The 21,034-nt window shown below is 64.9% G+C and carries 24 protein-coding genes; 18 read left to right on the plus strand and 6 right to left on the minus strand.

Annotated features, from left to right (window positions below; genetic code table 11):
- Positions 1 to 21: 21 nt before the first annotated feature.
- Positions 22 to 525, minus strand: coding sequence for an Hsp20/alpha crystallin family protein (locus NGM15_RS07425; protein WP_253437286.1), 504 nt, complete (start codon positions 523 to 525; stop codon positions 22 to 24).
- 159 nt (positions 526 to 684) lie between these two features.
- Positions 685 to 843: a DUF7559 family protein gene (locus tag NGM15_RS07430; RefSeq protein WP_253437289.1), complete on the minus strand. Its 159-nt coding sequence runs from the start codon at positions 841 to 843 to the stop codon at positions 685 to 687.
- A 210-nt stretch (positions 844 to 1,053) separates the two neighbouring features.
- On the opposite strand from NGM15_RS07430, the gene NGM15_RS07435 reads away from it, so the two are divergent.
- Complete coding sequence (locus NGM15_RS07435; protein ID WP_253437292.1) at positions 1,054 to 2,784, plus strand: radical SAM protein; 1,731 nt, start codon at positions 1,054 to 1,056, stop codon at positions 2,782 to 2,784.
- A 110-nt stretch (positions 2,785 to 2,894) separates the two neighbouring features.
- The gene (locus NGM15_RS07440; protein ID WP_253437295.1) at positions 2,895 to 3,359 is read left to right on the plus strand and encodes a TRAM domain-containing protein; all 465 of its coding nucleotides are present in this window, start codon (positions 2,895 to 2,897) and stop codon (positions 3,357 to 3,359) included.
- 221 nt (positions 3,360 to 3,580) lie between these two features.
- Here the strand turns inward: NGM15_RS07440 and NGM15_RS07445 are convergent, their stop codons facing one another.
- The 3 genes from NGM15_RS07445 to NGM15_RS07455 all read right to left on the minus strand — a co-directional run bounded on the left by NGM15_RS07445 (position 3,581) and on the right by NGM15_RS07455 (position 5,695).
- Positions 3,581 to 4,441 carry a YkgJ family cysteine cluster protein gene (locus tag NGM15_RS07445; protein WP_253437298.1) on the minus strand — a complete coding sequence of 287 codons (861 nt, stop codon included), beginning with the start codon at positions 4,439 to 4,441 and terminating at the stop codon, positions 3,581 to 3,583.
- Positions 4,442 to 4,477: 36 nt separating this feature from the next.
- Positions 4,478 to 5,308, minus strand: coding sequence for an MBL fold metallo-hydrolase (locus tag NGM15_RS07450; RefSeq protein ID WP_253437301.1), 831 nt, complete (start codon positions 5,306 to 5,308; stop codon positions 4,478 to 4,480).
- 105 nt (positions 5,309 to 5,413) lie between these two features.
- Positions 5,414 to 5,695, minus strand: a complete 282-nt coding sequence (locus tag NGM15_RS07455) for a helix-turn-helix domain-containing protein (protein WP_253437304.1) — start codon at positions 5,693 to 5,695, stop codon at positions 5,414 to 5,416.
- A gap of 135 nt (positions 5,696 to 5,830) precedes the next feature.
- On the opposite strand from NGM15_RS07455, the gene NGM15_RS07460 reads away from it, so the two are divergent.
- Entirely contained in the window at positions 5,831 to 6,235 is a 405-nt protein-coding gene (locus NGM15_RS07460) for a PPOX class F420-dependent oxidoreductase (RefSeq protein WP_253437307.1), read from the plus strand.
- Between the two features lie 32 nt (positions 6,236 to 6,267).
- On the opposite strand, the gene NGM15_RS07465 is transcribed toward NGM15_RS07460, so the two are convergent.
- Positions 6,268 to 6,405 carry a zf-TFIIB domain-containing protein gene (locus NGM15_RS07465; protein WP_253437310.1) on the minus strand — a complete coding sequence of 46 codons (138 nt, stop codon included), beginning with the start codon at positions 6,403 to 6,405 and terminating at the stop codon, positions 6,268 to 6,270.
- Positions 6,406 to 6,496: 91 nt separating this feature from the next.
- Between NGM15_RS07465 and NGM15_RS07470 the strand changes: the two genes are divergently transcribed.
- The 15 genes from NGM15_RS07470 to NGM15_RS07540 all read left to right on the plus strand — a co-directional run bounded on the left by NGM15_RS07470 (position 6,497) and on the right by NGM15_RS07540 (position 20,993).
- Positions 6,497 to 7,201: a class I SAM-dependent methyltransferase gene (locus NGM15_RS07470; protein WP_253437313.1), complete on the plus strand. Its 705-nt coding sequence runs from the start codon at positions 6,497 to 6,499 to the stop codon at positions 7,199 to 7,201.
- Positions 7,202 to 7,295: 94 nt separating this feature from the next.
- Complete coding sequence (locus NGM15_RS07475; protein WP_253437959.1) at positions 7,296 to 8,234, plus strand: glycosyltransferase family 2 protein; 939 nt, start codon at positions 7,296 to 7,298, stop codon at positions 8,232 to 8,234.
- A gap of 70 nt (positions 8,235 to 8,304) precedes the next feature.
- The gene (locus NGM15_RS07480; RefSeq protein WP_253437316.1) at positions 8,305 to 9,492 is read left to right on the plus strand and encodes a 5-(carboxyamino)imidazole ribonucleotide synthase; all 1,188 of its coding nucleotides are present in this window, start codon (positions 8,305 to 8,307) and stop codon (positions 9,490 to 9,492) included.
- 36 nt (positions 9,493 to 9,528) lie between these two features.
- Positions 9,529 to 10,161: an AIR carboxylase family protein gene (locus tag NGM15_RS07485; protein WP_253437319.1), complete on the plus strand. Its 633-nt coding sequence runs from the start codon at positions 9,529 to 9,531 to the stop codon at positions 10,159 to 10,161.
- Positions 10,162 to 10,441: 280 nt separating this feature from the next.
- The gene (locus tag NGM15_RS07490; RefSeq protein WP_253437321.1) at positions 10,442 to 10,855 is read left to right on the plus strand and encodes an NADH-quinone oxidoreductase subunit A; all 414 of its coding nucleotides are present in this window, start codon (positions 10,442 to 10,444) and stop codon (positions 10,853 to 10,855) included.
- Positions 10,852 to 11,556, plus strand: a complete 705-nt coding sequence (locus NGM15_RS07495) for an NADH-quinone oxidoreductase subunit B (protein WP_253437324.1) — start codon at positions 10,852 to 10,854, stop codon at positions 11,554 to 11,556. The genes NGM15_RS07490 and NGM15_RS07495 overlap by 4 nt, the downstream gene beginning before the upstream one ends.
- Positions 11,553 to 13,208, plus strand: a complete 1,656-nt coding sequence (locus tag NGM15_RS07500) for an NADH-quinone oxidoreductase subunit D (protein WP_253437326.1) — start codon at positions 11,553 to 11,555, stop codon at positions 13,206 to 13,208. Before NGM15_RS07495 ends, NGM15_RS07500 begins: the two co-directional genes overlap by 4 nt.
- Positions 13,205 to 14,326 carry a complex I subunit 1/NuoH family protein gene (locus tag NGM15_RS07505; RefSeq protein ID WP_253437329.1) on the plus strand — a complete coding sequence of 374 codons (1,122 nt, stop codon included), beginning with the start codon at positions 13,205 to 13,207 and terminating at the stop codon, positions 14,324 to 14,326. The genes NGM15_RS07500 and NGM15_RS07505 overlap by 4 nt, the downstream gene beginning before the upstream one ends.
- Positions 14,323 to 14,784, plus strand: a complete 462-nt coding sequence (locus NGM15_RS07510) for a NuoI/complex I 23 kDa subunit family protein (RefSeq protein WP_253437332.1) — start codon at positions 14,323 to 14,325, stop codon at positions 14,782 to 14,784. Before NGM15_RS07505 ends, NGM15_RS07510 begins: the two co-directional genes overlap by 4 nt.
- 53 nt (positions 14,785 to 14,837) lie before the next feature.
- Positions 14,838 to 15,116, plus strand: coding sequence for an NADH-quinone oxidoreductase subunit J (locus tag NGM15_RS07515; RefSeq protein WP_253437335.1), 279 nt, complete (start codon positions 14,838 to 14,840; stop codon positions 15,114 to 15,116).
- On the plus strand, positions 15,113 to 15,520 hold the full coding sequence (locus NGM15_RS07520) for a hypothetical protein (RefSeq protein ID WP_253437338.1): 408 nt from the start codon (positions 15,113 to 15,115) through the stop codon (positions 15,518 to 15,520). The genes NGM15_RS07515 and NGM15_RS07520 overlap by 4 nt, the downstream gene beginning before the upstream one ends.
- Positions 15,517 to 15,822 (plus strand): NADH-quinone oxidoreductase subunit NuoK, encoded by a 306-nt coding sequence (gene nuoK, locus NGM15_RS07525; RefSeq protein ID WP_253437341.1) that lies wholly within the window; start codon positions 15,517 to 15,519, stop codon positions 15,820 to 15,822. Before NGM15_RS07520 ends, nuoK begins: the two co-directional genes overlap by 4 nt.
- A 4-nt stretch (positions 15,823 to 15,826) precedes the next feature.
- A complete protein-coding gene (gene nuoL, locus NGM15_RS07530) occupies positions 15,827 to 17,863 on the plus strand; it encodes an NADH-quinone oxidoreductase subunit L (protein WP_253437344.1) in 2,037 nt (678 codons plus the stop codon).
- Entirely contained in the window at positions 17,860 to 19,386 is a 1,527-nt protein-coding gene (locus tag NGM15_RS07535; protein ID WP_253437347.1) for a complex I subunit 4 family protein, read from the plus strand. Before nuoL ends, NGM15_RS07535 begins: the two co-directional genes overlap by 4 nt.
- On the plus strand, positions 19,386 to 20,993 hold the full coding sequence (locus tag NGM15_RS07540) for an NADH-quinone oxidoreductase subunit N (RefSeq protein WP_253437350.1): 1,608 nt from the start codon (positions 19,386 to 19,388) through the stop codon (positions 20,991 to 20,993). Before NGM15_RS07535 ends, NGM15_RS07540 begins: the two co-directional genes overlap by 1 nt.
- Positions 20,994 to 21,034: the final 41 nt, after the last annotated feature.

Consider the following 21,034-nt stretch of genomic DNA (forward strand, 5'->3'; position numbering starts at 1 on the left):
GAACGGCCGCTGGCGGCCGGGTCAGTCGTCGACGACGACTTGCTCGGCGCCCGGCTTGAGATCCGACGGCGCCATGGTGTCGGGATTCCCCTCGAGCAGGTCGTCTTCGGCGACCGCCGGGGCTTCGTCGGTCCCGTCGTTGTCGATAGAGCCCTCCTTCGGAATCGTGATCTGCAGAGTCCCGACGTCGGTGAGCGTCGCAGTGCCGGCATCGGGGTTGACGAGCGCGTCGTCGGGCAGCGTCGTTTCGCCGTCGAGGGTCATCCCACGACCAGGAAATCGCATCTCGAAGCCGTCGTGATAGGATCGATAGCGCTCGACTCGTACCTTGACGGTCCCGTCGATGTACCGGACCTGCAGGTCTCCGAGTTCGGCGCCGGCAGCGTCGAAGACGACGAGATACGAATCCTCGCTCTCGAGGACGTCGACGGGTAGCGAACGGTGCTCCTGGACGTGGCTGCGTGCGCGACCGACCTGTCGGTAAAGCGTGTCGCCGACGGTTTCGCGCAGCGATCTGAGACTCACTTGTTGTCACCTCGCGGGGAGTGGGATGGGCGGCCTGTACTGGTGGGAGGGCTCCCCTGTATACCGATACCACGTCCACCTTGTTATTCTTTTTGGATCTTCTAAATAAACGTCAGACGCTGTTCGACGCGTTGACGTGACCAGCGACTCTGAGAGGGATTATACTTCGATCTCCTCGAGACAGTCGGTTCCTCCACAGACCGGACACGAGAGGTCGCTCACGCCGTGGTCCTCCGGGACGTCGTAGGTGTAATGATTCTCGAACATGTCGAGAAAGCAGTCCTCGTCCGTGCACGCTATCTCCTTCGTCGGTGGCATACGCCACGGTAGCGCGGGCAGCGGTATCAAAGCACGGTTCGCGGCACCGAAGTCGAGGGGAGGGGGCAGCGCCGTGGCGGGACGATTACGGTCGTCGAGACGATAACGGATACGAGGCCGATCACGAACGCAGAAGCGATCACGGTCGCCGCAGCCGAACGCGACTCACGGACAGTCACGGTTTTACGCCTCGGGGCGCTACCTCGAGCCATGACCGACCCCGAAACGCTCGCGGTGACCATCGTCGACGGCTACGTCGACGAACCGGCTCACTTCGGGGTCCCGCCGTACGTGTCGACGTACCCGCGCTACACGGCCGGGGCGCTCGTCGACGCCGGCGTTCCGCCCGAGCGCATCACCTACCACACGATCGACGGCCTGCGCGAGATTCCCGACCGCTGGCGAGACGTCGACGAGGCCGACCTGCTGATCTACCTCGGCGGAATGACCGTCCCCGGCAAGTACGTCGGCGGGACGCCCGCCGAACCCGACGAGGTCCGGAAGCTGGCCTGGACGGCCGGCGGTACGAGCCTGATGGGCGGCCCCGTTAAGTTCGGCGTCGGCGACACCAACGAGGGGGCAACCGAGACCGAGCGTCAGGACCTGGACTTCGACTTCGTGGCCAAAGGCGACGTCGAGGCCGCCGTCTACGACCTCCTCGAGAGCGGCCTCGAGGGGTTCAACAACCGGATGCGCGACGTCCCGGAAGCCACGCGGTGGGCCCGGAAAGGGGCGTTCATCGTCGAACAGCACCCGAACCATCCCGACTACCTCATCTGCGAACTAGAGACATCGCGGGGCTGTGCCTACCGGTGTTCGTTCTGCACGGAACCGCTGTACGGCAACCCCTCGTTCCGGCCGCCCGAGTCCGTGATCGACGAGGTCGACGCACTCTCCGACTACGGCGTGAAGCACTTCCGACTCGGCCGCCAGGCTGACATCCTCGCTTACGGCGGCGACGGGGAAGCTCCGAACCCCGACGCCCTCCGGGAGCTCTACGGCGGCATCCGCGAGGTGGCCCCGGACCTCGAGACCCTCCACCTCGACAACATGAACCCGATCACCATCGCGAACTGGCCCGAGGCCTCGAGGGAGGGGATCCGGATCATCGCCGAGCACAACACGCCCGGCGACACGGCCGCGTTCGGCCTCGAGTCCGCGGACCCGGTGGTCCAGGAGGCGAACAACCTCAACGTCACTGCCGAGGAGTGTCTCGAGGCGGTTCGCATCGTCAACGAGGAAGGCGGCTGGCGACCCGGCGAGCAGCCGGGGAGCGGTCCCTCGCTGCCGGCCGACTTCGACGTCGAGCCGCCCCGCCTCCCGAAACTCCTCCCCGGCATCAACCTGCTCCACGGCCTGCTCGAGGAACGCGAGGAGACCTACGAGCACAACCTCGAGTTCCTCAGACGGGTCTACGACGAGGGGCTGCTGCTCCGGCGCGTGAACATCAGGCAGGTGATGGCGTTCGACGGCACCGAGATGTCCGACACGGGGGCTTCGATCGCCCGGGAGCACAAGAAGCTGTTCAAGCACTACAAGCGTGAGGTCCGCGAGACCGTCGACAACCCGATGCTCGACCGCGTCGCGCCGACCGGTACCGTGCTGTCGGACGTCCACCTCGAGTACCACCAGGACGGCCATACGTTCGGTCGCCAGCTCGGAACCTATCCCCTCCTGGTCGGGGTTCCCGGCGAACGCCCGCTGGGTTCGACGATCGACGTGGCCGTCGTCGATCACGGCTACCGATCGGTCACGGGCGTCCCGTACCCGCTCGACCTCAACGCGGCGTCGATGGACGAACTGACGGCGATCCCCGGCGTCGGCGACCGCACCGCGGGCGACATCATCGTCGATCGACCGCACGAATCGATGCCCGACCTCGAGTCGGCGGTCGACGTCTCGGTGTTCGCGACCCTCTCTCAGCCCTCGGCGATGGACTGACGGTCGGCCCGAATCGGGGGGCATTTCGGGCCGGTCGAGTCCGTAATTGGGCAATATCGGTCGGTAGTACTATTACACATGCGATGCAGACTGAAATCGAGGGTCTACCTGTGGAAATATCTGAAAAACTCCTGTGTCTGTTTAGCACAGAAGTGTCGGAAGAGGACGACCGCTACGTCATCGAAATACCGCGTCAGGAAATCGAAACGGGGGACGTCGAACCCGGGGAGGTGTTCCGTGTCGCGCTCATCTCGCGCGAACGTGCGGCCTCGAGCGTCGACACCGACGCTGGAACCGCGAGCGGCGCGAGCGGGACCGGAACCGAAGCCACCGGCTCGGGAACGGCGTCGTCGCGGACGACATCGCCGTCGGAACCGCAACCGCCGGTCGACGTCGGCGAAACCCGCTACGTCGAGATCGAAGACATCGGCAAGCAAGGTGACGGGATCGCTCGCGTCGAACGCGGGTACGTCATCATCGTCCCCGGTGCAGACGTTGGTGACCGCGTGAAGATCGAGGTCAGCGAAGTCAAGTCGAATTTCGCCGTCGGCGAGATTATCGAAGAGACTTTCTGACCGCTTTTGTCGAGATCCCGCCCCTGTAGTTTCCGGCGGCGACTAGCTATCGGCTATCAGTACCAGCTATCGGCTATCAGCCATCAGTTATCAAAGATCGGTTACCAACTACCAGCTATCAGTCAATAGAAATCGACACCTATCGACGAGCGATTGCCGAGGACCTGCCGTCGACGGATTGCACCCGGCACCGAGCGACGCACGTCCTACCACGGGTCCGGTTACTCGTCCTCGAGTCGGCTCCCGTCCGGCCGCTTCGCCCCTTCCGAATCGTGAACGACGACCGCCTGGTCGGCGGCCCTGGCCCCGGCCCCAGCCCCGGCCGCAGGCACGTAGTTCTCGACGACCGCAATCGCCTCCTCGAGTTCGCGAACGGCCCGCGTTTTCAGCGCACGAGCGAGATCCTCGGCCTCACCCCTGGAAATTTCACGACCGAGCCCCTCGCACTCGTGGGCGCGGACGACACCGGCCTCGTCGACGACGTCGCCCATCGGTTGGCTGGTTCCCGAGAGCGCACCGTCGGATTCCCCCGACGAGCCCTCGCTCGCTTCGCCTGTGAGGACGACGCTGAACGGGTAGGTTCGACAGATCAACGGGCGATCCTCGTGAACGGTACAGGCGCCGACGCCGCCGTCTTCGGTGTAGAACGTGCAGTCCCCGCAGTCGTCGGTCTGGAGCGCCCACTCGAAGGTTTCGCCTTCGAGTCCGTTCGGGCCCTCGGTGAGGCCGTAGGGCATCGGGCGGGCGACGTCGCGCCAGTCGTAGCTGGTGCCTTCGCTCGAGTCGTCGCTGTTATCGTCGCTCGAGGCGTCTCGGGACACGTCGTCCGCCTCGCCCACTGCCTTATCGCCCGCCTCGCCCACTGCCTCATCGCCCGCCTCGCTCGCTCCGCCGAGCTCGCGCACCTCGTCAGGAAACACCGTCGCGGTGTGCTCGTCCTTCCCGTGCCCCCGGCAGCACGCGCCACAGCGGGTGCACTCGAAACCGATGGACTCGATAGCCGTCGCCAGGTCGTCGACCGACAGCGCACGGGCGCGTTCGAGTTCGTCCTCGAGCGACGCCGACGGTGATTCGGTGCTCACGGATACGTGTCGTCGATGGCGCCAGCGGGGGATAAGTCACTCGTCACGGGCGCGCCCGCTTCTTTCCCCTCCTCCACCAGCCCCGTTCGCCACACCGGCCCGCATCCCCTCCCAGGTCACCGCCCCCTCGACGGCGAGTTTCTCGAGGTGGGCCTCGACCGTCGCGCGAGCGAGATCCTGGACACCGTCGAGCGGTTTGTCGTAGGCCGCCTCGAGAATCACGTCGACAGTCCGAGCGCCTCCATCGACGGCCGCGAGGACGCGTCGCTCGCGCTGTTTCCGGTGTTCCAGGAGGTCCGCCAGTCGTTCGCGCGGGTTCGCTACGGGAGGACCGTGTCCTGGATAGAGTCGCGATGGGGCTCGAGCGTAGAGCCGTCGAAGCGTACTCAGATACGCGCGCATATCGCCCTCGGGGGCGCCGACGGCGACGCTCCCCTCGGCGACGGCGCAGTCGCCGACTATTACCGCCCCCGTTTCCCGCTCGACGAACGCGAGATGGTCCGGGGCGTGGCCGGGGGCGTCGAGAACCTCGAGGGCGCCGCCGCCGAGCGCGAGGACGTCTCCTGGCGAGAGGGTCGCGTCCGCTCGAACGCCCGTCGCGTCCTCGAATCGAGACTCGCGTCCGTAGCGCGCCCAGACCGTCGCCTCGACGTCCGCGGCGTACGACGAGACGGCGCCGACGTGGTCGGGGTGAGTGTGGGTGACCAGGACGTGGTCGACCCCGCGCTCGCGAACGGTTCGGTCGAGGTCGGGCGTTCGGCCGGCCGGATCGACGAGGATAGCCGGGTCCTCGCCGACGACGTAGGTGTTCGTGTGGCCGCCGGGCGCCCGCGTCGAGACCGGGATCTGGTGGCGCGTGATCGTCATCGCTTCACGGTTGTTGCTCGGAGGTGCTGAAAATGGCGGTGTCGGCGAGCGACACCGGAAGTATGGCAGGGTGCAGTCGTCAGTGCGTACGCGTGCAGTTCGCGATCAGTGGTTGAGGTAGTAGACCTGCTTGCGCGCGTCGCGGAAACTGTATCGCGAGTCCACCAGGTCGACTTCCTCGAGACGGTTGAGCGCGTACCGGACGGTCCGGTCGGGCAGGAGCGATTCGTCGGCGAGTTGTCCCTGCGAGAGCGGGGAATCGGATTCGAGGACCTTCGCGACGAGTTTCGCACTCGGTGGCAGATCGCGGAGGCGGTCGCGGTATTCGGCCTCAGAGAGGACCTCCTCGGCGGCTACGGCATGGTCGTCAGCGGTACTCATGCTCATACCACACACGATCCGAGACGTACTGGTAAACCTTCCCTATATGGGGATACGAACAATTGAGATTATAATAGGTGTTTAAGGCACATACCTATCCGGCGCCCGAGGACCTTTTTCGCGGCGCCTCGAGACGGGCGTATGGACTCTATTCCAGCGACGTTCATAGACCTCTTCGAACGAAAAACCGTCGCTCACCTCGCCACCGTGATGCCCGACGGCACGCCGCAGGTGACGCCGGTCTGGATCGACCGTGATGACGACGGCTACGTTCTCGTGAACACGGCCCGAAACCGCCAGAAAGAGCGAAACGTTCGCCAGAACGAGAAGGTCGGTCTTTCAATTCCCGATCCTGAGGATCCGTACCGGTACCTCTCGGTTCGCGGTGAAGTCGAGGACGTGACGGCCGACGGGGCAGTCGAGCATATCGACGAATTGACCCGGCGGTACTTCGAGCGCGAGGAATACCCACACCACGGCGAGGAAGTGGGTGAACGCGTTATTCTACGGATTCGACCCGATCGCGTGGTCACGAACGGTGACTGACCCGAGACGCGCTCGAGACGTCCACTGCAATTTTAGAACCGTCCTGGTTCCCGGTAGGTGCCGAGGGCGCCGTGACAGTCGGGACAGTGCACGATCAACAGGTCGCCCGATTCGTGACGGATCAGCGCCGACGTTTCGACCGTTCGCTTGCAGTACGGGCACGTTGGCATACTATGTTATACGGTGCCACGGAACAAAACTCGTTCTGTCGAACTGACTCCAGTATCGTTTTATCCTCCCGCCCGTGTAGGTTCCCCCAGTGTGAAAGGACAGGAATGGTACCAGGCCGACGACGTCGCCCAGGAGTACGACGAGAAGCGATTCTCACGCGGCGGGCAGCTAATCGACCGCCGAGAGAAAGCCGCGGTCCTCGACGCGCTCGGTCCGCTCGAGGATCAGGACGTACTCGAGATCGCCTGTGGTACCGGGCGATTCACGGTGATGCTGGCCCAGGAGGGGGCACACGTCGTCGGGCTCGACATCTCTGCAGCGATGTTACAGCAAGGACGTCGAAAAGCGAAAGTGGCCGACGTCTCGGGAACGCTCGAGTTTCTCCGCGGTGACGCGGGCCGGCTTCCGTTTCCGGACGACCACTTCGATACCGTCGTCGCGATGCGCTTTTTCCACCTCGCGGACGACCCGGCGGCGTTCCTGAGTGAGATGAAACGCGTCTCCCGCGAGCGGATCGTCTTCGACACGTTCAACCGATTCAGTACACGAAGCGTCTACAACTGGGCGCTGCCGATGGGATCGCGACTGTACTCGAAGAGCGAAGTGAGCATCTTGCTGGCGAAAAACGGTCTCGAACTGATCGACGTCCAGGACGACTTCATCGTCCCCTACGGACTCTATCGGGCGATCCCGAACGCGTTCGCGTCGCCGATTCGAACGATCGACCGGGCGATCGGTCGACTCCCACTGAGCGACCATCTGATGTCGGTCTCGTACTGGAACGCCAGGCTTTGAGACGGCGTTATCCCGTCATGTCATATGTATTGACTGTGTCGACGCGAACCCGGTCTATTTTTAGTATCGGTGTCGATTACACGTTCGTATGGACGTGACGCTCTCGGTGGTCGTCTCGACGCTGAACGACCGGGAGCGGTTGCTCTCGTGCCTGGACGCCCTCGCTGACCGGCTCCCGGCCTCGAGCGAAGTGATCGTCGTCAACGGACCGTCCTCGGACGGGACGACGGGGGCCGTCCGCGAGCGCGACGACGTCGATGTGCTGGTCGAGATTTCGGATCGCGCCCTCAACGTCTCGCGGAACGCGGGCCTCGAGGCGGCGACAGGCGACGTTGTCGTCTTCCTCACCGGCGAGTACGTCGTCGAACCCGGGTGGTACGACGCCCTCGAGACGGCCATCACTGGTCACGCAGAGGTCGTCACGGGCCCAATCCGGGGTCGAACGGATCGCGGTCCGCGAGGGACCGATTCGACGTCGGTCGTCGGCCGGTCGGTCACCCTCTTCGAGGGCGCCAACGTCGCGTTCGACCGATCGGTGCTCGAGGCCCTCGACGGATTCGACGAGTACGTGCCCACCGCGGGCGCCCAGGACTGCTCACATCGACTCGCCGGCCTGGACGTCGGCGTGACCTGGCTCCCCGAGATGGCGGTCCGAAGTGAGGTTGGAACCGACGGCGGCACGCTCGACCGGAACTGGGGTGACCGGTACCGGTCGCTCGGCTATCGACTGACCAAGAACTACGGGCCCAGACCGACTGCACTCGGTCGCCTCGTCTGTCGGGCGATCGCTGACGCCGCGAGCGGTGTTCGTGGCATCCTCTCGGGGGAGGGGACACCGACGAACTGGCTCGGAAACGGGGTCGACGTGCTCCAGGGATCGGCCCGCGGCCTCGTCGATGGGCTTCGAGCCCGCTACGACGATCGGACCTCGAAACGAAACCCAAACGGAGTCTCGACGCGCCACGATCGAGCCGTCCGCGTGTACGACCGTCGGTCCGCCGATGGCGAGAATCCGGACGCTGCTCCGGAGTGACCGAGACGGGCAACCTGGCGACGCGTACGGAGTGAGAATCCTTATACCCGATCGCTGAGAATCGCCGTACATGACGACTCTCGAGTCACCTGGCCCGACTGTCGGCGTCGTCGGCGGCGGGCAACTCGGCCGGATGCTCGCCGAGGCCGCCTCGCCGCTCGGCGTCGACGTGCTCGTCCTGGATCCGACGCCCGACTGCCCGGCCGCGGGCGTCAGCCGCGACCAGCTCGTGGGGGACTTCGACGACGAGGCCGGAATCCGCGACCTCGCCGAGCGATCGGACGTCCTCACTTTCGAGATCGAACTCGCCGACCAGGACGCCCTCGAGCGCGTCCGCGAAGAGACCGGCGTCCCCGTTCACCCCGATCCGGCGACGCTGCGGACGATTCACGACAAACTGATTCAGAAGCGCGAACTCGAGGCCGCCGGAGTACCGGTGCCGCCGTTTCGGGCGGTCGAGGACGTTGCCGACGTTCGGGCGGCCATCGACGACTACGGCGCCCCGGTGATGCTCAAGGCCCGAACCGGCGGGTACGACGGGCGCGGCAACGTCCCCGTCGAGTCGAAAGCCGACGCCGACGCGGCGCTCGAGTCCGTCGCCGGTCCGGCGATGGTCGAGTCCTTCGTCGACTTCGAGCGCGAGATTTCGGTCATCGCGGCCAAGGGCTACGGCGAGACGGCAACGTTCCCCGTCGGGGAGAACGTCCACGAGGACGAGATCCTGCGGGAGACCGTCGTTCCCGCCCGCTCGAGCGACGCCGTGCTCGAACGCGCCCGCGAGGTCGCCGAAGACGTACTCGAGGTGATGGAGGGACGGGGCATCTACGGGATCGAGTTGTTCGAAACGCGGTCGGGCGAGGTTCTACTCAACGAAATCGCCCCGCGTCCGCACAACTCGGGCCACTGGACCATCGAGGGCGCCCGTACCTCGCAGTTCGAACAGCACGTTCGGGCGGTGCTGGGCTGGCCCCTCGGTTCGACCGCCCTTCGGGCACCGACGGTCTCGACGAACCTGCTCGCCGACGTCGAGGAGCCGCAACCGGCCGCCCTCGCCAACGTCGAGCGAATCCTCGAGTCACCCGCTGCAAGCCTCCACTGGTACGGCAAGCGGGAGGCTCGCTCGCTGCGCAAGATGGGCCACGTCACGGTGACCGCCGACGGCGACGAGACGCGCAGAGACGAGACAGACGAGACGCGCGAGGACCTGCTCGAGCGCGCCCGCGGGCTTCGAGACGCAGTGACGTTCGAAAGTCAGTGAACGCCTAACAGGAACTGGAACAGATATACCACACAGATGGCAGACACCGTATCCGACCTCATCGACCGACTGCACCGCGAAGCCGACCAGGACCGACCGACCGCGGAAACCCCCGACGTGGGCATCGTCATGGGCAGCGACTCCGACCTCGAGGTCATGCTGACCGGCGGCCGGCGACCGGGAGCCTACGACGCCCTCATCGGCGAACTCGGGTTCGGCGAACAGACCGACTACGAGAACCCGCCCGACGAGCGCTTCACCTTCGAGACCTACGTCACCTCCGCCCACCGTACGCCCGACCTGATGGCGGCCTACGCCGAGACGGCCGAGGACCGGGGTCTCGAGGTGCTCATCGCCGGCGCGGGCGGGAAATCGGCGGACCTGCCGAACATGACGGCCTCCATCGCCTATCCCCTGCCCGTCATCGGCGTCCCCGTCCAGGAGAAGTCCGTCGACAGCGTGATCGGGATGCCGACGGGCGCCCCGCTCACGGCCGTCGACGCCGGAAAGTCGTTCAACGCGGCGCTGTCGGCCGCCCAGATCCTCGCCCGCCAGCACGACGAGATTCGCGAGCGGCTGGTGGCCTACCACGAGAACCTGCAGCTCGAGGTCGGTGCCGTCTCGAAGCGGCTCCACGACGGCGGCGTGACGGCCTATCGGGAGGAGTAGACGACGACCGTCGCGTGGCCGCTAATCGAACCGGATTGAAGGAGCGCGTCGACAACCGTTGCGTGGCCATCCGTCGAACCGAATCGAGGGCGCGCCTCGAGCGACGGCACACCGGCCGCATTCCGCCATTTTTTCGCGCTTCGATGGCGACGACCGTTCGGGACGTCTGACTCTCACCCGACCGATCCGTTCGCAGGGGGCTCCAGCGGGGCGAAATCGGGCGAAAAACAAAGAATCAACCCTTATATGGGTGCGTTTCCAACCCCCGAACGTTACGGAGATGAACGATTGGATAGCCATCGGGGCGCTGGCGCTCGTGGGGCTACTGATTCCGCTCAGCATGATGGCGGTATCGTACCTCTTGCGGCCAACCGTCCCCGAGACGAGCAAACGTGCCACCTACGAGAGTGGCGAGGTGCCGACCGGCGGGACGCGCATTCGGTTCAACATCCAGTACTACATGGTTGCGATGCTTTTCCTCGTTTTCGACATCGAGACCGTCCTGTTGTTCCCCTGGGTGGTCACCTACACCGATGCGCTCGGAGCCGAGGAGTACGGACTCGTGGCCACACTGGGTCCGATGTTGCTCTTCGTCGCCATCCTCGTCGTCGGACTCGCGTGGGCCTGGCGCAACGGTGCCGTACAGTGGGCGAAATCGCCCCAGCAGGTCGAATCCGAGGTCGATCGACCATGAGTAACCAACCAACCCAACAAATCTACGAGAGTACCGCTCCCTCGACGGCGGACCGCGACGCCCGCATGGGCGCAGGCGTCGACGCCAGGATGAACTCGAAGCTTCGGGAGGCCTTCGGGGCATCACCGTTCATCCTCACCAAGTTCGACCAGTTCATGAACTGGGTTCGAGGGTCGTCGATGTTCATGCTGCAGTTCGGAATTGCCTGCTGCAGCATCGAGATGATTCACACGTACGCGATCAAACACGACCTCGACCGATTTGGGGCCGGCGTCCCCCGCGCCTCGCCGCGACAGGCCGACGTCATGATCGTCCCCGGAACCATCGTCTCGAAGTTCGGGCCGCGCATGAAGCGCGTCTACGACCAGATGCCAGAACCCAAGTTCGTCGTCGGCATGGGCTCGTGTACGATCTCCGGCGGCCCGTTCCAGGAAGGGTACAACGTCGTAAAGGGTGCCGAGGAGATCATCCCGGTCGACATCCACGTTCCAGGCTGCCCACCGCGCCCGGAGGCGCTCATCTACGGCGTCGCCAAGCTTCAGGAGCGCATCGCCAACGGCGAGTCCTCGCCGGTCGTCGTCAAACCCTACGAACTCGAGGAGTTCGGCGACCTGCCGCGGGACGAACTCGTCGAGAAACTGGCCGCCGAGATCGACGAGGAGGACCTCGTCATGCGGTACAACTGGGGTGACTCGCCATGAGCACCGGACTCGAACCCCGAGAGGGCCTCGAGGTCACCGAGGACGAACTCGAGGCGCTGATCGGAGATCGCGCGCTCACGCGAGACGACCACATGAACGCGCCCGGCTTCGTTATTCGACCGGACGCCGTCCAGGACGTGCTCTTCGACCTCCGCGACGAGGCCGGCTTCGACTACCTCTCCTGTGTGACGGCCCAGCAGTACGCGGACCGTTACGAGTCTATCTACCACCTCAAGAAGTACGACGACCCGACCCAGGAGGTCAGCGTGGTCGTTCCGACGTCGACTGACGACCCCGTCAGCCAGACGGCCGAACCCGTCTTCCGGGCGGCCGACTGGGCCGAGCGCGAGAACTTCGACCTCGTCGGCATCGACTACGAGGGCCACCCGGACCCACGACGGATTCTCCTGCCCGAGACCTGGCAAGGACACCCGCTCTCGAACGACTACAACCAGGAGAAGCCACAGGTCGTGACGCTGTCGGAACACGCCAACCCGCTCCTGCCCGACCACCACGACTCGGACACGGACACGATGTTCCTGAACGTCGGGCCCCACCATCCAGCGACCCACGGCGTGTTGCACGTCAAGACCGTCCTGGACGGCGAGACGGTCGTCGACGTCGACCCCGACATCGGCTACCTCCACCGCTGTGAGGAGCAGATGTGCCAGCAGGGCACCTACCGCCACCAGATCATGCCCTACCCCGACCGCTGGGACTACGTCTCGGCCGGCCTGCTCAACGAGTGGGCCTACGCCCGGGCCGTCGAGGACCTCGCGGACATCGAGGTCCCCGAGTACGCCCAGGTCATCCGGACGATGGGCGCAGAACTGTGCCGGATCGCCGCACACATGCTGGCACTCGGTACCTTCGCGCTGGACGTCTTCGGCGACTTCACCGCCGTCTTCCAGTACGCCTTCCGCGACCGCGAGGTCGTCCAGGACATCCTCGAAGACCTCACCGGCCAGCGGCTCATGTTCAACTACTTCCGCCTGGGTGGCGTCGCCTGGGACCTGCCCGAACCCCGCGAGGAGTTCTTCGAGAAGACGCGGGACTTCCTCGACGACCTTCCTCAGAAGGTCTCGGAGTACGAGGACCTGATCGTCACCAACGAAATCTTCCAGATCCGCTGTGTCGACACCGGCATCCTGGAGCCAGAAGTTGCGAAGTCCTACGGCGCGACCGGCCCGACCGCTCGTGGCTCCGGGGTCGACATCGACCTCCGGCGGGACGACCCCTACGGCTACTACGAGAACCTCGAGTGGGACGTTATCACCGAGGACGGGATGGACAACTACTCGCGCGTGCTCGTGCGCATGCAGGAAGTCGAAGAGAGTGCGAAGATCATCGAGCAGTGTGTCGACTTGCTCGAGGACTGGCCCGAGGACGACCGGGAGATCCAGAGTAACGTCCCCCGGACGCTCAAGCCCGAGGCGGACACGGAAGTCTATCGCGGCGTCGAGGCGGCGAAGGGTGAACTCGGCATCTACATCCGTTCGGACGGAACGGACAAGCCCGGCCGCTTCAAGATCCGCAGTCCGTGTTTCCACAACCTCTCGGCGCTGCCCGAGATGACTCGCGGCGAGTACATTCCGGACCTGATCGCCTCGCTCGGGAGCCTCGACATCGTGCTCGGGGAGGTGGATCGATGACCGCGGCAGGCCTACCGCTCCAGAGCGATAGCGGCGCCTTGCTGCCCGAACGGCTCGGGGATCTGACCGGACTCAACAACCTCGGATTCGGCGGCGAGTTGATCGCGACGTTACTCGCGGCGGCCCTCGTCGGCACGTTGATGCTGACGATGACGGCCTTTGCAGGCCCATGGGCGAAACGAAAGATTACGGCCGCGTTCACCGACCGGATCGCAGTCAACCGAATCGGTCCGTTCGGCCTGTTGATCATCGTCGCCGACGCCGTTCGCCTGCTCTCGAAGGAACTCATCGTCCCCGAGAACGCCGACCGCCCGGCGTACGACCTCGCGCCGATCGTCATCGCCGGGTCCGCACTGCTCGGATTCGCCGTCATCCCGATGGGATCGGGCATTCACCTCGCGGACCCCGAGGTCGGGCTAGCGTACGTCTTCGCCGTCGCCGGCATCGCCAGCGTCGGCCTCGTGATGGCTGGCTACGCCTCCGCGAACAAGTACTCGATGCTCGGCGGTCTGCGCGCGGTCGCACAGAACGTGGCCTACGAGATTCCGCTCGTCGTCACGGGGATGTCCGTCGTCATCTTCGCCGGCACCCTGCAAATGAGCGAGATCGTGGCCGCACAGGCCGAGACGCTGGTCAGCCTCGGCGGCCTCGACATTCCGATGTGGTATGCGTTCGTCAACCCGTTCGCGTTCGTCCTCTTCGTCGCGGCGAACGTGGCGGAGGTCGGGCGTAACCCGTTCGACACGCCCGAAGCGCCGACCGAGATCGTCGCTGGCTACCAGACCGAGTACTCGAGCGTCTACTTCGTCCTGATCTACCTCGGGGAGTTCATCCACATCTTCCTGGGCGGGGCGATCATCGCGACGATCTTCCTCGGTGGCCCGGCCGGTCCGGTGCTACCGGGCATCGTCTGGTTCACCATCAAGATCTGGGGCGTCTTCCTGTTCACCCAGTGGCTCCGCTCGGCGCTTCCGCGCGTCAGAATCGATCAGCTCATCGAGATCGGCTGGAAGGGGATGCTCGTGCTCGCCTTCGCCAACCTGGTGTTCACGGCGATCATCGTGGGTCTCCTCGAGACCGATCTCGCCTTCGCGATGGTTACGGTGATCTTCCCATGATCGGACTCCTCAAATCCATGGCCACGACGATGAAACACGCACTGGACGGTAACACCTTCACCGTGGAGTACCCCGAGACGACGCCGGACGTCTCGCCGCGATTCCGGGGCGTCCACAAGTTCAGCCAGGAGCGCTGCATCTGGTGTCGCCAGTGTGAGAACGTTTGCCCGAACGACACGATCCAGATCGTCACGGACGCCCAGCGAAACGGCGAGCAGTACAACCTCCACATCGGCCAGTGCGTCTACTGCCGACTCTGTGAGGAGGTCTGTCCCGTCGACGCCATCTTGCTCACTCAGAACTTCGAGTTCACGGGCGACACGAAACACGACCTCGTCTACAACAAAGAGCAATTGAAGGCCGTCCCGTGGTACAAGGACATCGATCCGCTCGAGTCCAGGGAACCCGACCGCGGCGGCTGGATCGGCGAGGGCGAAGGAGAGGTCGACTACCAGTAAGAGATCAGCCCATCTCGAAATCTACAAAGGGCACACAACACCAGACAACACCAATGACATACGAGCTGATCGCGTTCGCGCTGTTCGCGTTCGTCACGCTGGGCAGTGCGGTCGGCGTCGTGCTCTTGCAGGATCCGTGGCATTCGGCGCTCCTGCTGGGCGTGTCGCTGACGAGCGTCGCGGTCTACTACGTGATGTTGGCGGCGGAGTTCGTCGCCATGATGCAGATTCTCGTCTACGTGGGCGGGGTTCTCATCCTCATCACGTTCGCCGTGATGCTCACGCAGGCGGAGAAGGAAACGGAACCGGACGAGGAGGTGCCGCGGGCATGACGACAGGCCCAAAGCTCCGACTCGGAACGAATCTGGTACCCGGCGTGCTCGCCGTGGTACTCTTCGCGATGATGGCGCTGATCACGTGGAACGCCGGCCTCGGCAACATGGTCGGTTTCCCCGACGGCGTGTCGATCACCGCCGAGATCGGCTACGCGATGTTCGATTACACGGCGTTGCAGTCCGGCGAGCTAGGAATGGGCAACACCGAACCCTTCCTCTTTTCGTTCCTGTTGATCGCCGTCGTCCTGGACGCCGCCCTCGACGCCTCGCTCGTGCTCGCAAAGCGCGAGGAGGCCGGCGAACCCGTCACCGCGCTCTCGACGCAGAGTCAGCCTGCCGACTCGAGTGCGGGTACGGGGACGAACGCCGAGGCGGCCACCGACGGAGGTGAGGACCGGTGACCGTCGCGGTCACGTCCTACGTCTTGCTGGCGATGGCCCTGTTCTGTATCGGGCTGTTCGGCGTCCTGACGCGTCGCAACGCACTGATGTTCCTGATGTCCGTCGAGTTGATGCTGAACGCGGCCAACGTCAATCTGATCGCGTTCGCGTCCTACCACGGCAATCTCACGGGGCAGGTGTTCGCCCTGTTTACGATGGCGCTGGCGGCCGCGGAGGTCGCCGTCGGCCTCGGGATCATCCTGGTGCTGTATCGCAACTTCCGTGACGTCGACGTCACGGTACCGTCGGCAATGAGGTGGTAATTCTATGGAAACTGCATTCGATCTGGCGCCGGCAATCGTCCTCCTGCCACTCGCGGCGTTCGTCGTCGCGTTGCTCTTCGGCGACTACATGCCAAAGAAGGGCGCGCTCGCCGGTATCGTGGCGACCGCCGGGTCGCTGATCCTGTCGATTTTCGTGTTGGCAGGCGTCGCGACCGGCGGCCAGCGACAGGAGACGTACTTCACGTGGGCGGCCGGCGACGCGCTGAGTCAGACCGGGGAAGAGACGATCGAGTTCACGTTCGGCATCCTGCTCGACCCGCTGTCGGCACTGATGCTCGTCATCGTGACGCTCATCGCGTTCCTCGTCCACCTGTTCAGCCTCGGCTACATGAACGCCGAGGGCGAAACGGGGCTCCGACGCTACTACGCCGAACTGGGACTGTTCACGTTCAGCATGCTCGCGTTCGTCGTCGCGGACAATCTGCTGATGGCGTTCATGTTCTTCGAGTTGGTCGGACTCTGTTCGTACCTGCTCATCGGCTTCTGGTTCCGCACCGAGTCCGCGCCGTCGGCCGCGAAGAAGGCGTTCCTGGTGACCCGTTTCGGGGACTACTTCTTCCTCATCGGCGTCGTCGCCATCGGCGCGACCTTCGGCACCCTCGCCTTCCAGGGCGACGGCTCGTTCGTCGCGGCCGCCGAGGAGGCGATTAGTAACGAGGAAACCCTGTTCGGCTTCGACGCCGAGACCTGGGTGACGATCACCGGCCTGCTCGTCCTGGGCGGGGTCATCGGGAAGTCCGCACAGTTCCCGCTGCACACCTGGCTCCCGGACGCGATGGAGGGTCCGACCACGGTGTCGGCCCTGATTCACGCCGCGACGATGGTCGCCGCCGGGGTCTACCTCGTCGCCCGCATGTTCGGCTTCTACGCCCAGTCGACGACGGCGCTCGCGGTCATCGCCTTCACCGGCGGCTTCACCGCACTCTTCGCCGCGACGATGGGCGTCGTCAAAGACGACATCAAGCAGGTGCTCGCGTACTCGACCATCAGCCAGTACGGCTACATGATGCTCGGGCTGGGCGTCGGCGGCTACGTCGCTGGCGTCTTCCACCTGATGAACCACGCCTTCTTCAAGGCGCTCCTGTTCCTCGGCGCCGGGGCCGTCATCGTCCTCATGCATCACGAACAGGACATGTGGAAGATGGGCGGGCTCAAGGACAGAGCCCCCGTCGTCTACTACACGTTCCTCGCGGGCGCACTCGCGCTCGCGGGCATCGTTCCGTTCTCTGGATTCTGGTCGAAAGACGAGATTCTCTACGACGCGCTCATCGTCGGCCTCGAACAGCCAGTCTTCCTCGTGGCCTACGCGATGGGGCTGATCGCCGTGTTCTTCACCGGCTTCTACACATTCCGGATGGTCTTCCTGACCTTCCACGGTGAGCCCCGGACGGAGACCGCACGCAACCCCCACCCAGTCGGGTTGCCGATCAAGATTCCGCTCGCGACGCTGGGCGTGCTGGCACTGGTCGCCGGCGCCGCCAACCTCGCGCCGATTTACAAGCTCACCGGCGCCGAGATCACGTTCCTCGAGTTCTGGCTCGACGGCGAGTACGGTGGGTTCGCCGACCTGACTTACCACGCCTACCACGACGCCGTGGCGTTCGAGGAGGGCTACATCGGCTCCGAGACGATCACGCTCTTGCTCGGCGCCGGCCTCTCGCTCGGCCTCGCACTCGCGGGCGCCGGACTCGCGTACATCCTGTACAACGTGCCCGAGCCCGTCCCGCACACCCAGAACCTGGGCAGCGCGCGAACCGTCCTGCGCAGCAACTACTACCAGGACGAGTACCAGGTCTGGCTCGCCGAGAAGTTCACGCTGCCGGTGGCTCGAGCCGCCGACCGATTCGACCAGACGGTCATCGACGGCGTCGTCAACGGCGTCTCGAGCGTGAGTCTCTTTAGCGGAAGCCGCGTGAAGCGGTTGCAGACCGGTGTCGTGACGACCTACGCGGCACTGATCGTCGTCGGGTTCATCGCGTTGCTTGTGGTGCTCGGCGTGCTCGGAGGGTGGTTCGTATGATGATCGAGACGCTACTCGCTGTCACGTTTGTGGGCGCGCTGGTGACGTTCCTCGCGCCCAATCGTATCGCCGGAAAACTAGCCTTCGCAATCAGCCTCGTACCAGTCGCGCTGTCACTGTGGCTGTTCACCGCCTTCGACGGCAGCGGCAACGCGTTAGTCGACGGTGGCGCGCTCGCGTTCGAGTCCCGGACGACTTGGATCGAACTCGGCGCCTACGAGATTTCGTGGTACGTCGGGCTCGACGGCATCAGCCTGCCGCTGGTCGTCCTGACGACGGTCCTCTCGACGCTCGCAATCTTGAGTTCCTGGACGCCAATCGACACGCGCCAGTCGCAGTTCTACGGCCTCATCCTGTTCATCGAGGCGAACCTGATCGGCGTCTTCGCCGCGCTGGACTTCTTCGTCTGGTTCATCTTCTGGGAGGCCGTCCTCATCCCGATGTACCTGCTGATCGGGGTCTGGGGCGGCCCGCGCCGGAAGTACGCCGCGATCAAGTTCTTCGTCTACACGAACGTCGCCTCGCTGCTGATGTTCGGGGCGTTCATGACGCTCGTCTTCAGCCTCGACGTCTCGTCGTTCGCACTCACGGAGATCACGCAGGCGATGCTCGCGGGCGGCCCCGAGGGATTCGCCGGCGTCGCCGGTAGCACGGTCGCCTCGCTGGTGTTCATCGCGATGTTCATCGGCTTCGCCGTGAAGGTCCCCGTGGTGCCGTTCCACACCTGGCTGCCCGACGCTCACGTCGAGGCACCGACGCCGGCGTCGGTGCTCCTGGCGGGCGTCCTGCTGAAGATGGGGACCTACGCTCTGCTCAGGTTCAACTTCACGATGTTCCCCGGGCAGGTCGAGATGTACGCAGTTCCCATCGCCGCCATCGCCGTCATCAGCGTCATCTACGGTGCGATGTTGGCGCTGGCCCAGACGGACCTCAAGCGGATCGTCGCCTACTCCTCGGTCTCGTCGATGGGCTACGTGATCCTCGGCCTGGTCGCGTTCACCCACTTCGGCGTCGGCGGCGCGACCTTCCAGATGGTTTCTCACGGCCTGATTTCGGGCCTGATGTTCATGGCCGTCGGCGTGATCTACAACGCCACCCACACCCGGATGGTCACCGACATGTCCGGGATGGCCGACAAGATGCCCATCGCCGTCGCCATCCTCATCGCCGGCGCGTTCGGCTACATGGGCCTGCCGCTGATGAGCGGCTTCGCGGCGGAGTACTTCATCTTCTTCGGGGCCTTCGGTTCCGAGGTGCTGACGTACGCGCCGCTGTTTACCGGTCTGGCGATGTTCGGCATCGTCATCGTCGCCGGCTACCTGCTGTTCGCGATGCAGCGGACGCTGTTTGGCCCCTTCCGGCTCGAGACCGACTACGAGATCGGTCGCGCGCCGTTCCACGACGTCGCGCCGATGTTCGTGTTGCTGGGGTTGATCATCGCCCTCGGCGTCGCACCGGAGTTGATCTTCGACATGATCCTTGACGCAGTCGATCCGATCCTCGAACGGGGAGGTGGTGCCTGATGGTTAACGCACTCGTGCCGGCGGAGTGGCTCGCACTCGCACCGACGCTCGTGCTGGCCCTGACCGCCATGGTATTGTTCGTCTTCGACAGCATCAGCCCACGGTCGACGAACCGCCCGGCGCTTGCTGGCATCGCCGTTACCGGCGCAATTGTCTCCCTCGCCATCGCGGTCTGGTTCGCCGTCGCGGGAACCGGTTCCGAGAACGCCGACGCCGGCTACGATCTCTGGTTCGTCGTCGGCGAGTCCCAGGCCGGCGCCGGCGCCATCGACCTCTTCGGCGGCCAGATGGTCGTCGACCAGATGGCACTGTTCTTCATGATCGTTGTCGCCGTCGTCACCGCGATGGTAGCGATCGCGAGCTACGACTACATGGCCGGACACGCCTACCAGGCCGAGTACTACTCGCTGCTCTTGCTCGCGGCAACCGGGATGTCGACGATGGCCGCGGCGAACAGCCTCGTCACCATCTTTCTCGCCCTCGAGCTGGCGAGTCTCCCCTCCTACGCGCTCGTATCCATCCTCAAGACCAACCGCGGGAGCGTCGAGGCCGGTCTGAAGTACTTCCTGATCGGCGCGTTCTCCTCGGCCATCTTCGTCTTCGGGATCAGCCTCGTTTACGGCGTCACCGGCCACCTGCAACTCGAGGCCATCGCGGACGTCATCACGGGCGAGGCCGAGCCGGGGTCGGGCCACGACGTCTCCGAGATGGGGGGCCTGCTCGGACTCGGGCTCTTGATGCTCATCGGCGGCTTCGCGTACAAGACCGCGAGCGTGCCGTTTCACTTCTGGGCGCCGGAAGCCTACGAGGGGGCGCCGGCACCGATCTCGGCGTTCCTCTCTTCGGCCTCGAAGGCCGCCGGCTTCGTGATCCTCTTTCGCGTGTTCACGACGGCGTTCCCGCTCGAGGCGACGGCCGAGATCATCGGCCTCGAGTGGACCCACGCGTTCATCATCCTGGCCATCGTCACGATGACGGTCGGGAACTTCGCGGCGGCCACCCAGCAGAACGTCAAGCGGATGCTCGCGTACTCCTCGGTCGGACACGCGGGCTACGCGCTGATCGGGCTGGCGGGGCTCACCGTCGACGGCGGCGAACTCGTGCTCGGCGCCGCGATGATGCACCTGCTGGTCTACGGCTTCATGAACACCGGCGCGTTCCTGTTCGTCGCCCTGGCGGAGTACTGGGGCGTCGGCCGGACGTTCGAGGACTACAACGGCCTCGCAGCCCGGGCGCCCGTCGCCTGTGCCGCCCTGGCCGTGTTCATGTTCAGCCTCGCCGGTATTCCGCCGTTCGGTGGCTTCTGGAGCAAGTACTTCCTGTTCACGGGATCCCTCGAGGCGGCGTCGGCCAACCCCGCGATGTTGATCGTCGCGGCTGCACTGGTGATCAACAGCGCGCTGTCGCTGTACTACTACTCGCGGCTCGTGAAGGCCGTCTGGATCGACGACCCCGTTTCGGGCGTCGACCGGGACTTCGGTGGCTCGCCGACGGGACTGTACGCGGCCATCGTCTTCGCGGCCGTGATGACGCTCGTCCTGTTGCCCGGTTTCGGGCCGGTCGCGGACCTCGCGATCGACGCGGCGAGCGCGGTCGTCGTCTCCTGATCACCCGGTAGCTTTTACTCTGTTCGGTGGAAATCCGCGGT

The organism is Natronosalvus halobius (assembly GCF_024138145.1).
GTDB classification, from domain to species: Archaea; Halobacteriota; Halobacteria; order Halobacteriales; family Natrialbaceae; genus Natronosalvus; species Natronosalvus halobius.

What these genes read in the sequence shown, in the direction of transcription:
- NGM15_RS07520 (WP_253437338.1), top strand. Translation starts at nt 15,113, where the DNA reads ATGACGACAGGCCCAAAGCTCCGACTCGGAACGAATCTGGTACCCGGC.
- NGM15_RS07480 (WP_253437316.1), top strand. Translation starts at nt 8,305, where the DNA reads ATGACGACTCTCGAGTCACCTGGCCCGACTGTCGGCGTCGTCGGCGGC.
- NGM15_RS07490 (WP_253437321.1), top strand. Translation starts at nt 10,442, where the DNA reads ATGAACGATTGGATAGCCATCGGGGCGCTGGCGCTCGTGGGGCTACTG.
- NGM15_RS07510 (WP_253437332.1), top strand. Translation starts at nt 14,323, where the DNA reads ATGATCGGACTCCTCAAATCCATGGCCACGACGATGAAACACGCACTG.
- NGM15_RS07535 (WP_253437347.1), top strand. Translation starts at nt 17,860, where the DNA reads ATGATGATCGAGACGCTACTCGCTGTCACGTTTGTGGGCGCGCTGGTG.
- NGM15_RS07515 (WP_253437335.1), top strand. Translation starts at nt 14,838, where the DNA reads ATGACATACGAGCTGATCGCGTTCGCGCTGTTCGCGTTCGTCACGCTG.
- NGM15_RS07435 (WP_253437292.1), top strand. Translation starts at nt 1,054, where the DNA reads ATGACCGACCCCGAAACGCTCGCGGTGACCATCGTCGACGGCTACGTC.
- NGM15_RS07485 (WP_253437319.1), top strand. Translation starts at nt 9,529, where the DNA reads ATGGCAGACACCGTATCCGACCTCATCGACCGACTGCACCGCGAAGCC.
- nuoL (WP_253437344.1), top strand. Translation starts at nt 15,827, where the DNA reads ATGGAAACTGCATTCGATCTGGCGCCGGCAATCGTCCTCCTGCCACTC.
- NGM15_RS07450 (WP_253437301.1), bottom strand. Translation starts at nt 5,308, where the DNA reads ATGACGATCACGCGCCACCAGATCCCGGTCTCGACGCGGGCGCCCGGC.
- NGM15_RS07460 (WP_253437307.1), top strand. Translation starts at nt 5,831, where the DNA reads ATGGACTCTATTCCAGCGACGTTCATAGACCTCTTCGAACGAAAAACC.
- NGM15_RS07540 (WP_253437350.1), top strand. Translation starts at nt 19,386, where the DNA reads ATGGTTAACGCACTCGTGCCGGCGGAGTGGCTCGCACTCGCACCGACG.
- NGM15_RS07505 (WP_253437329.1), top strand. Translation starts at nt 13,205, where the DNA reads ATGACCGCGGCAGGCCTACCGCTCCAGAGCGATAGCGGCGCCTTGCTG.
- NGM15_RS07465 (WP_253437310.1), bottom strand. Translation starts at nt 6,405, where the DNA reads ATGCCAACGTGCCCGTACTGCAAGCGAACGGTCGAAACGTCGGCGCTG.
- NGM15_RS07430 (WP_253437289.1), bottom strand. Translation starts at nt 843, where the DNA reads ATGCCACCGACGAAGGAGATAGCGTGCACGGACGAGGACTGCTTTCTC.
- NGM15_RS07455 (WP_253437304.1), bottom strand. Translation starts at nt 5,695, where the DNA reads ATGAGCATGAGTACCGCTGACGACCATGCCGTAGCCGCCGAGGAGGTC.
- NGM15_RS07495 (WP_253437324.1), top strand. Translation starts at nt 10,852, where the DNA reads ATGAGTAACCAACCAACCCAACAAATCTACGAGAGTACCGCTCCCTCG.
- NGM15_RS07500 (WP_253437326.1), top strand. Translation starts at nt 11,553, where the DNA reads ATGAGCACCGGACTCGAACCCCGAGAGGGCCTCGAGGTCACCGAGGAC.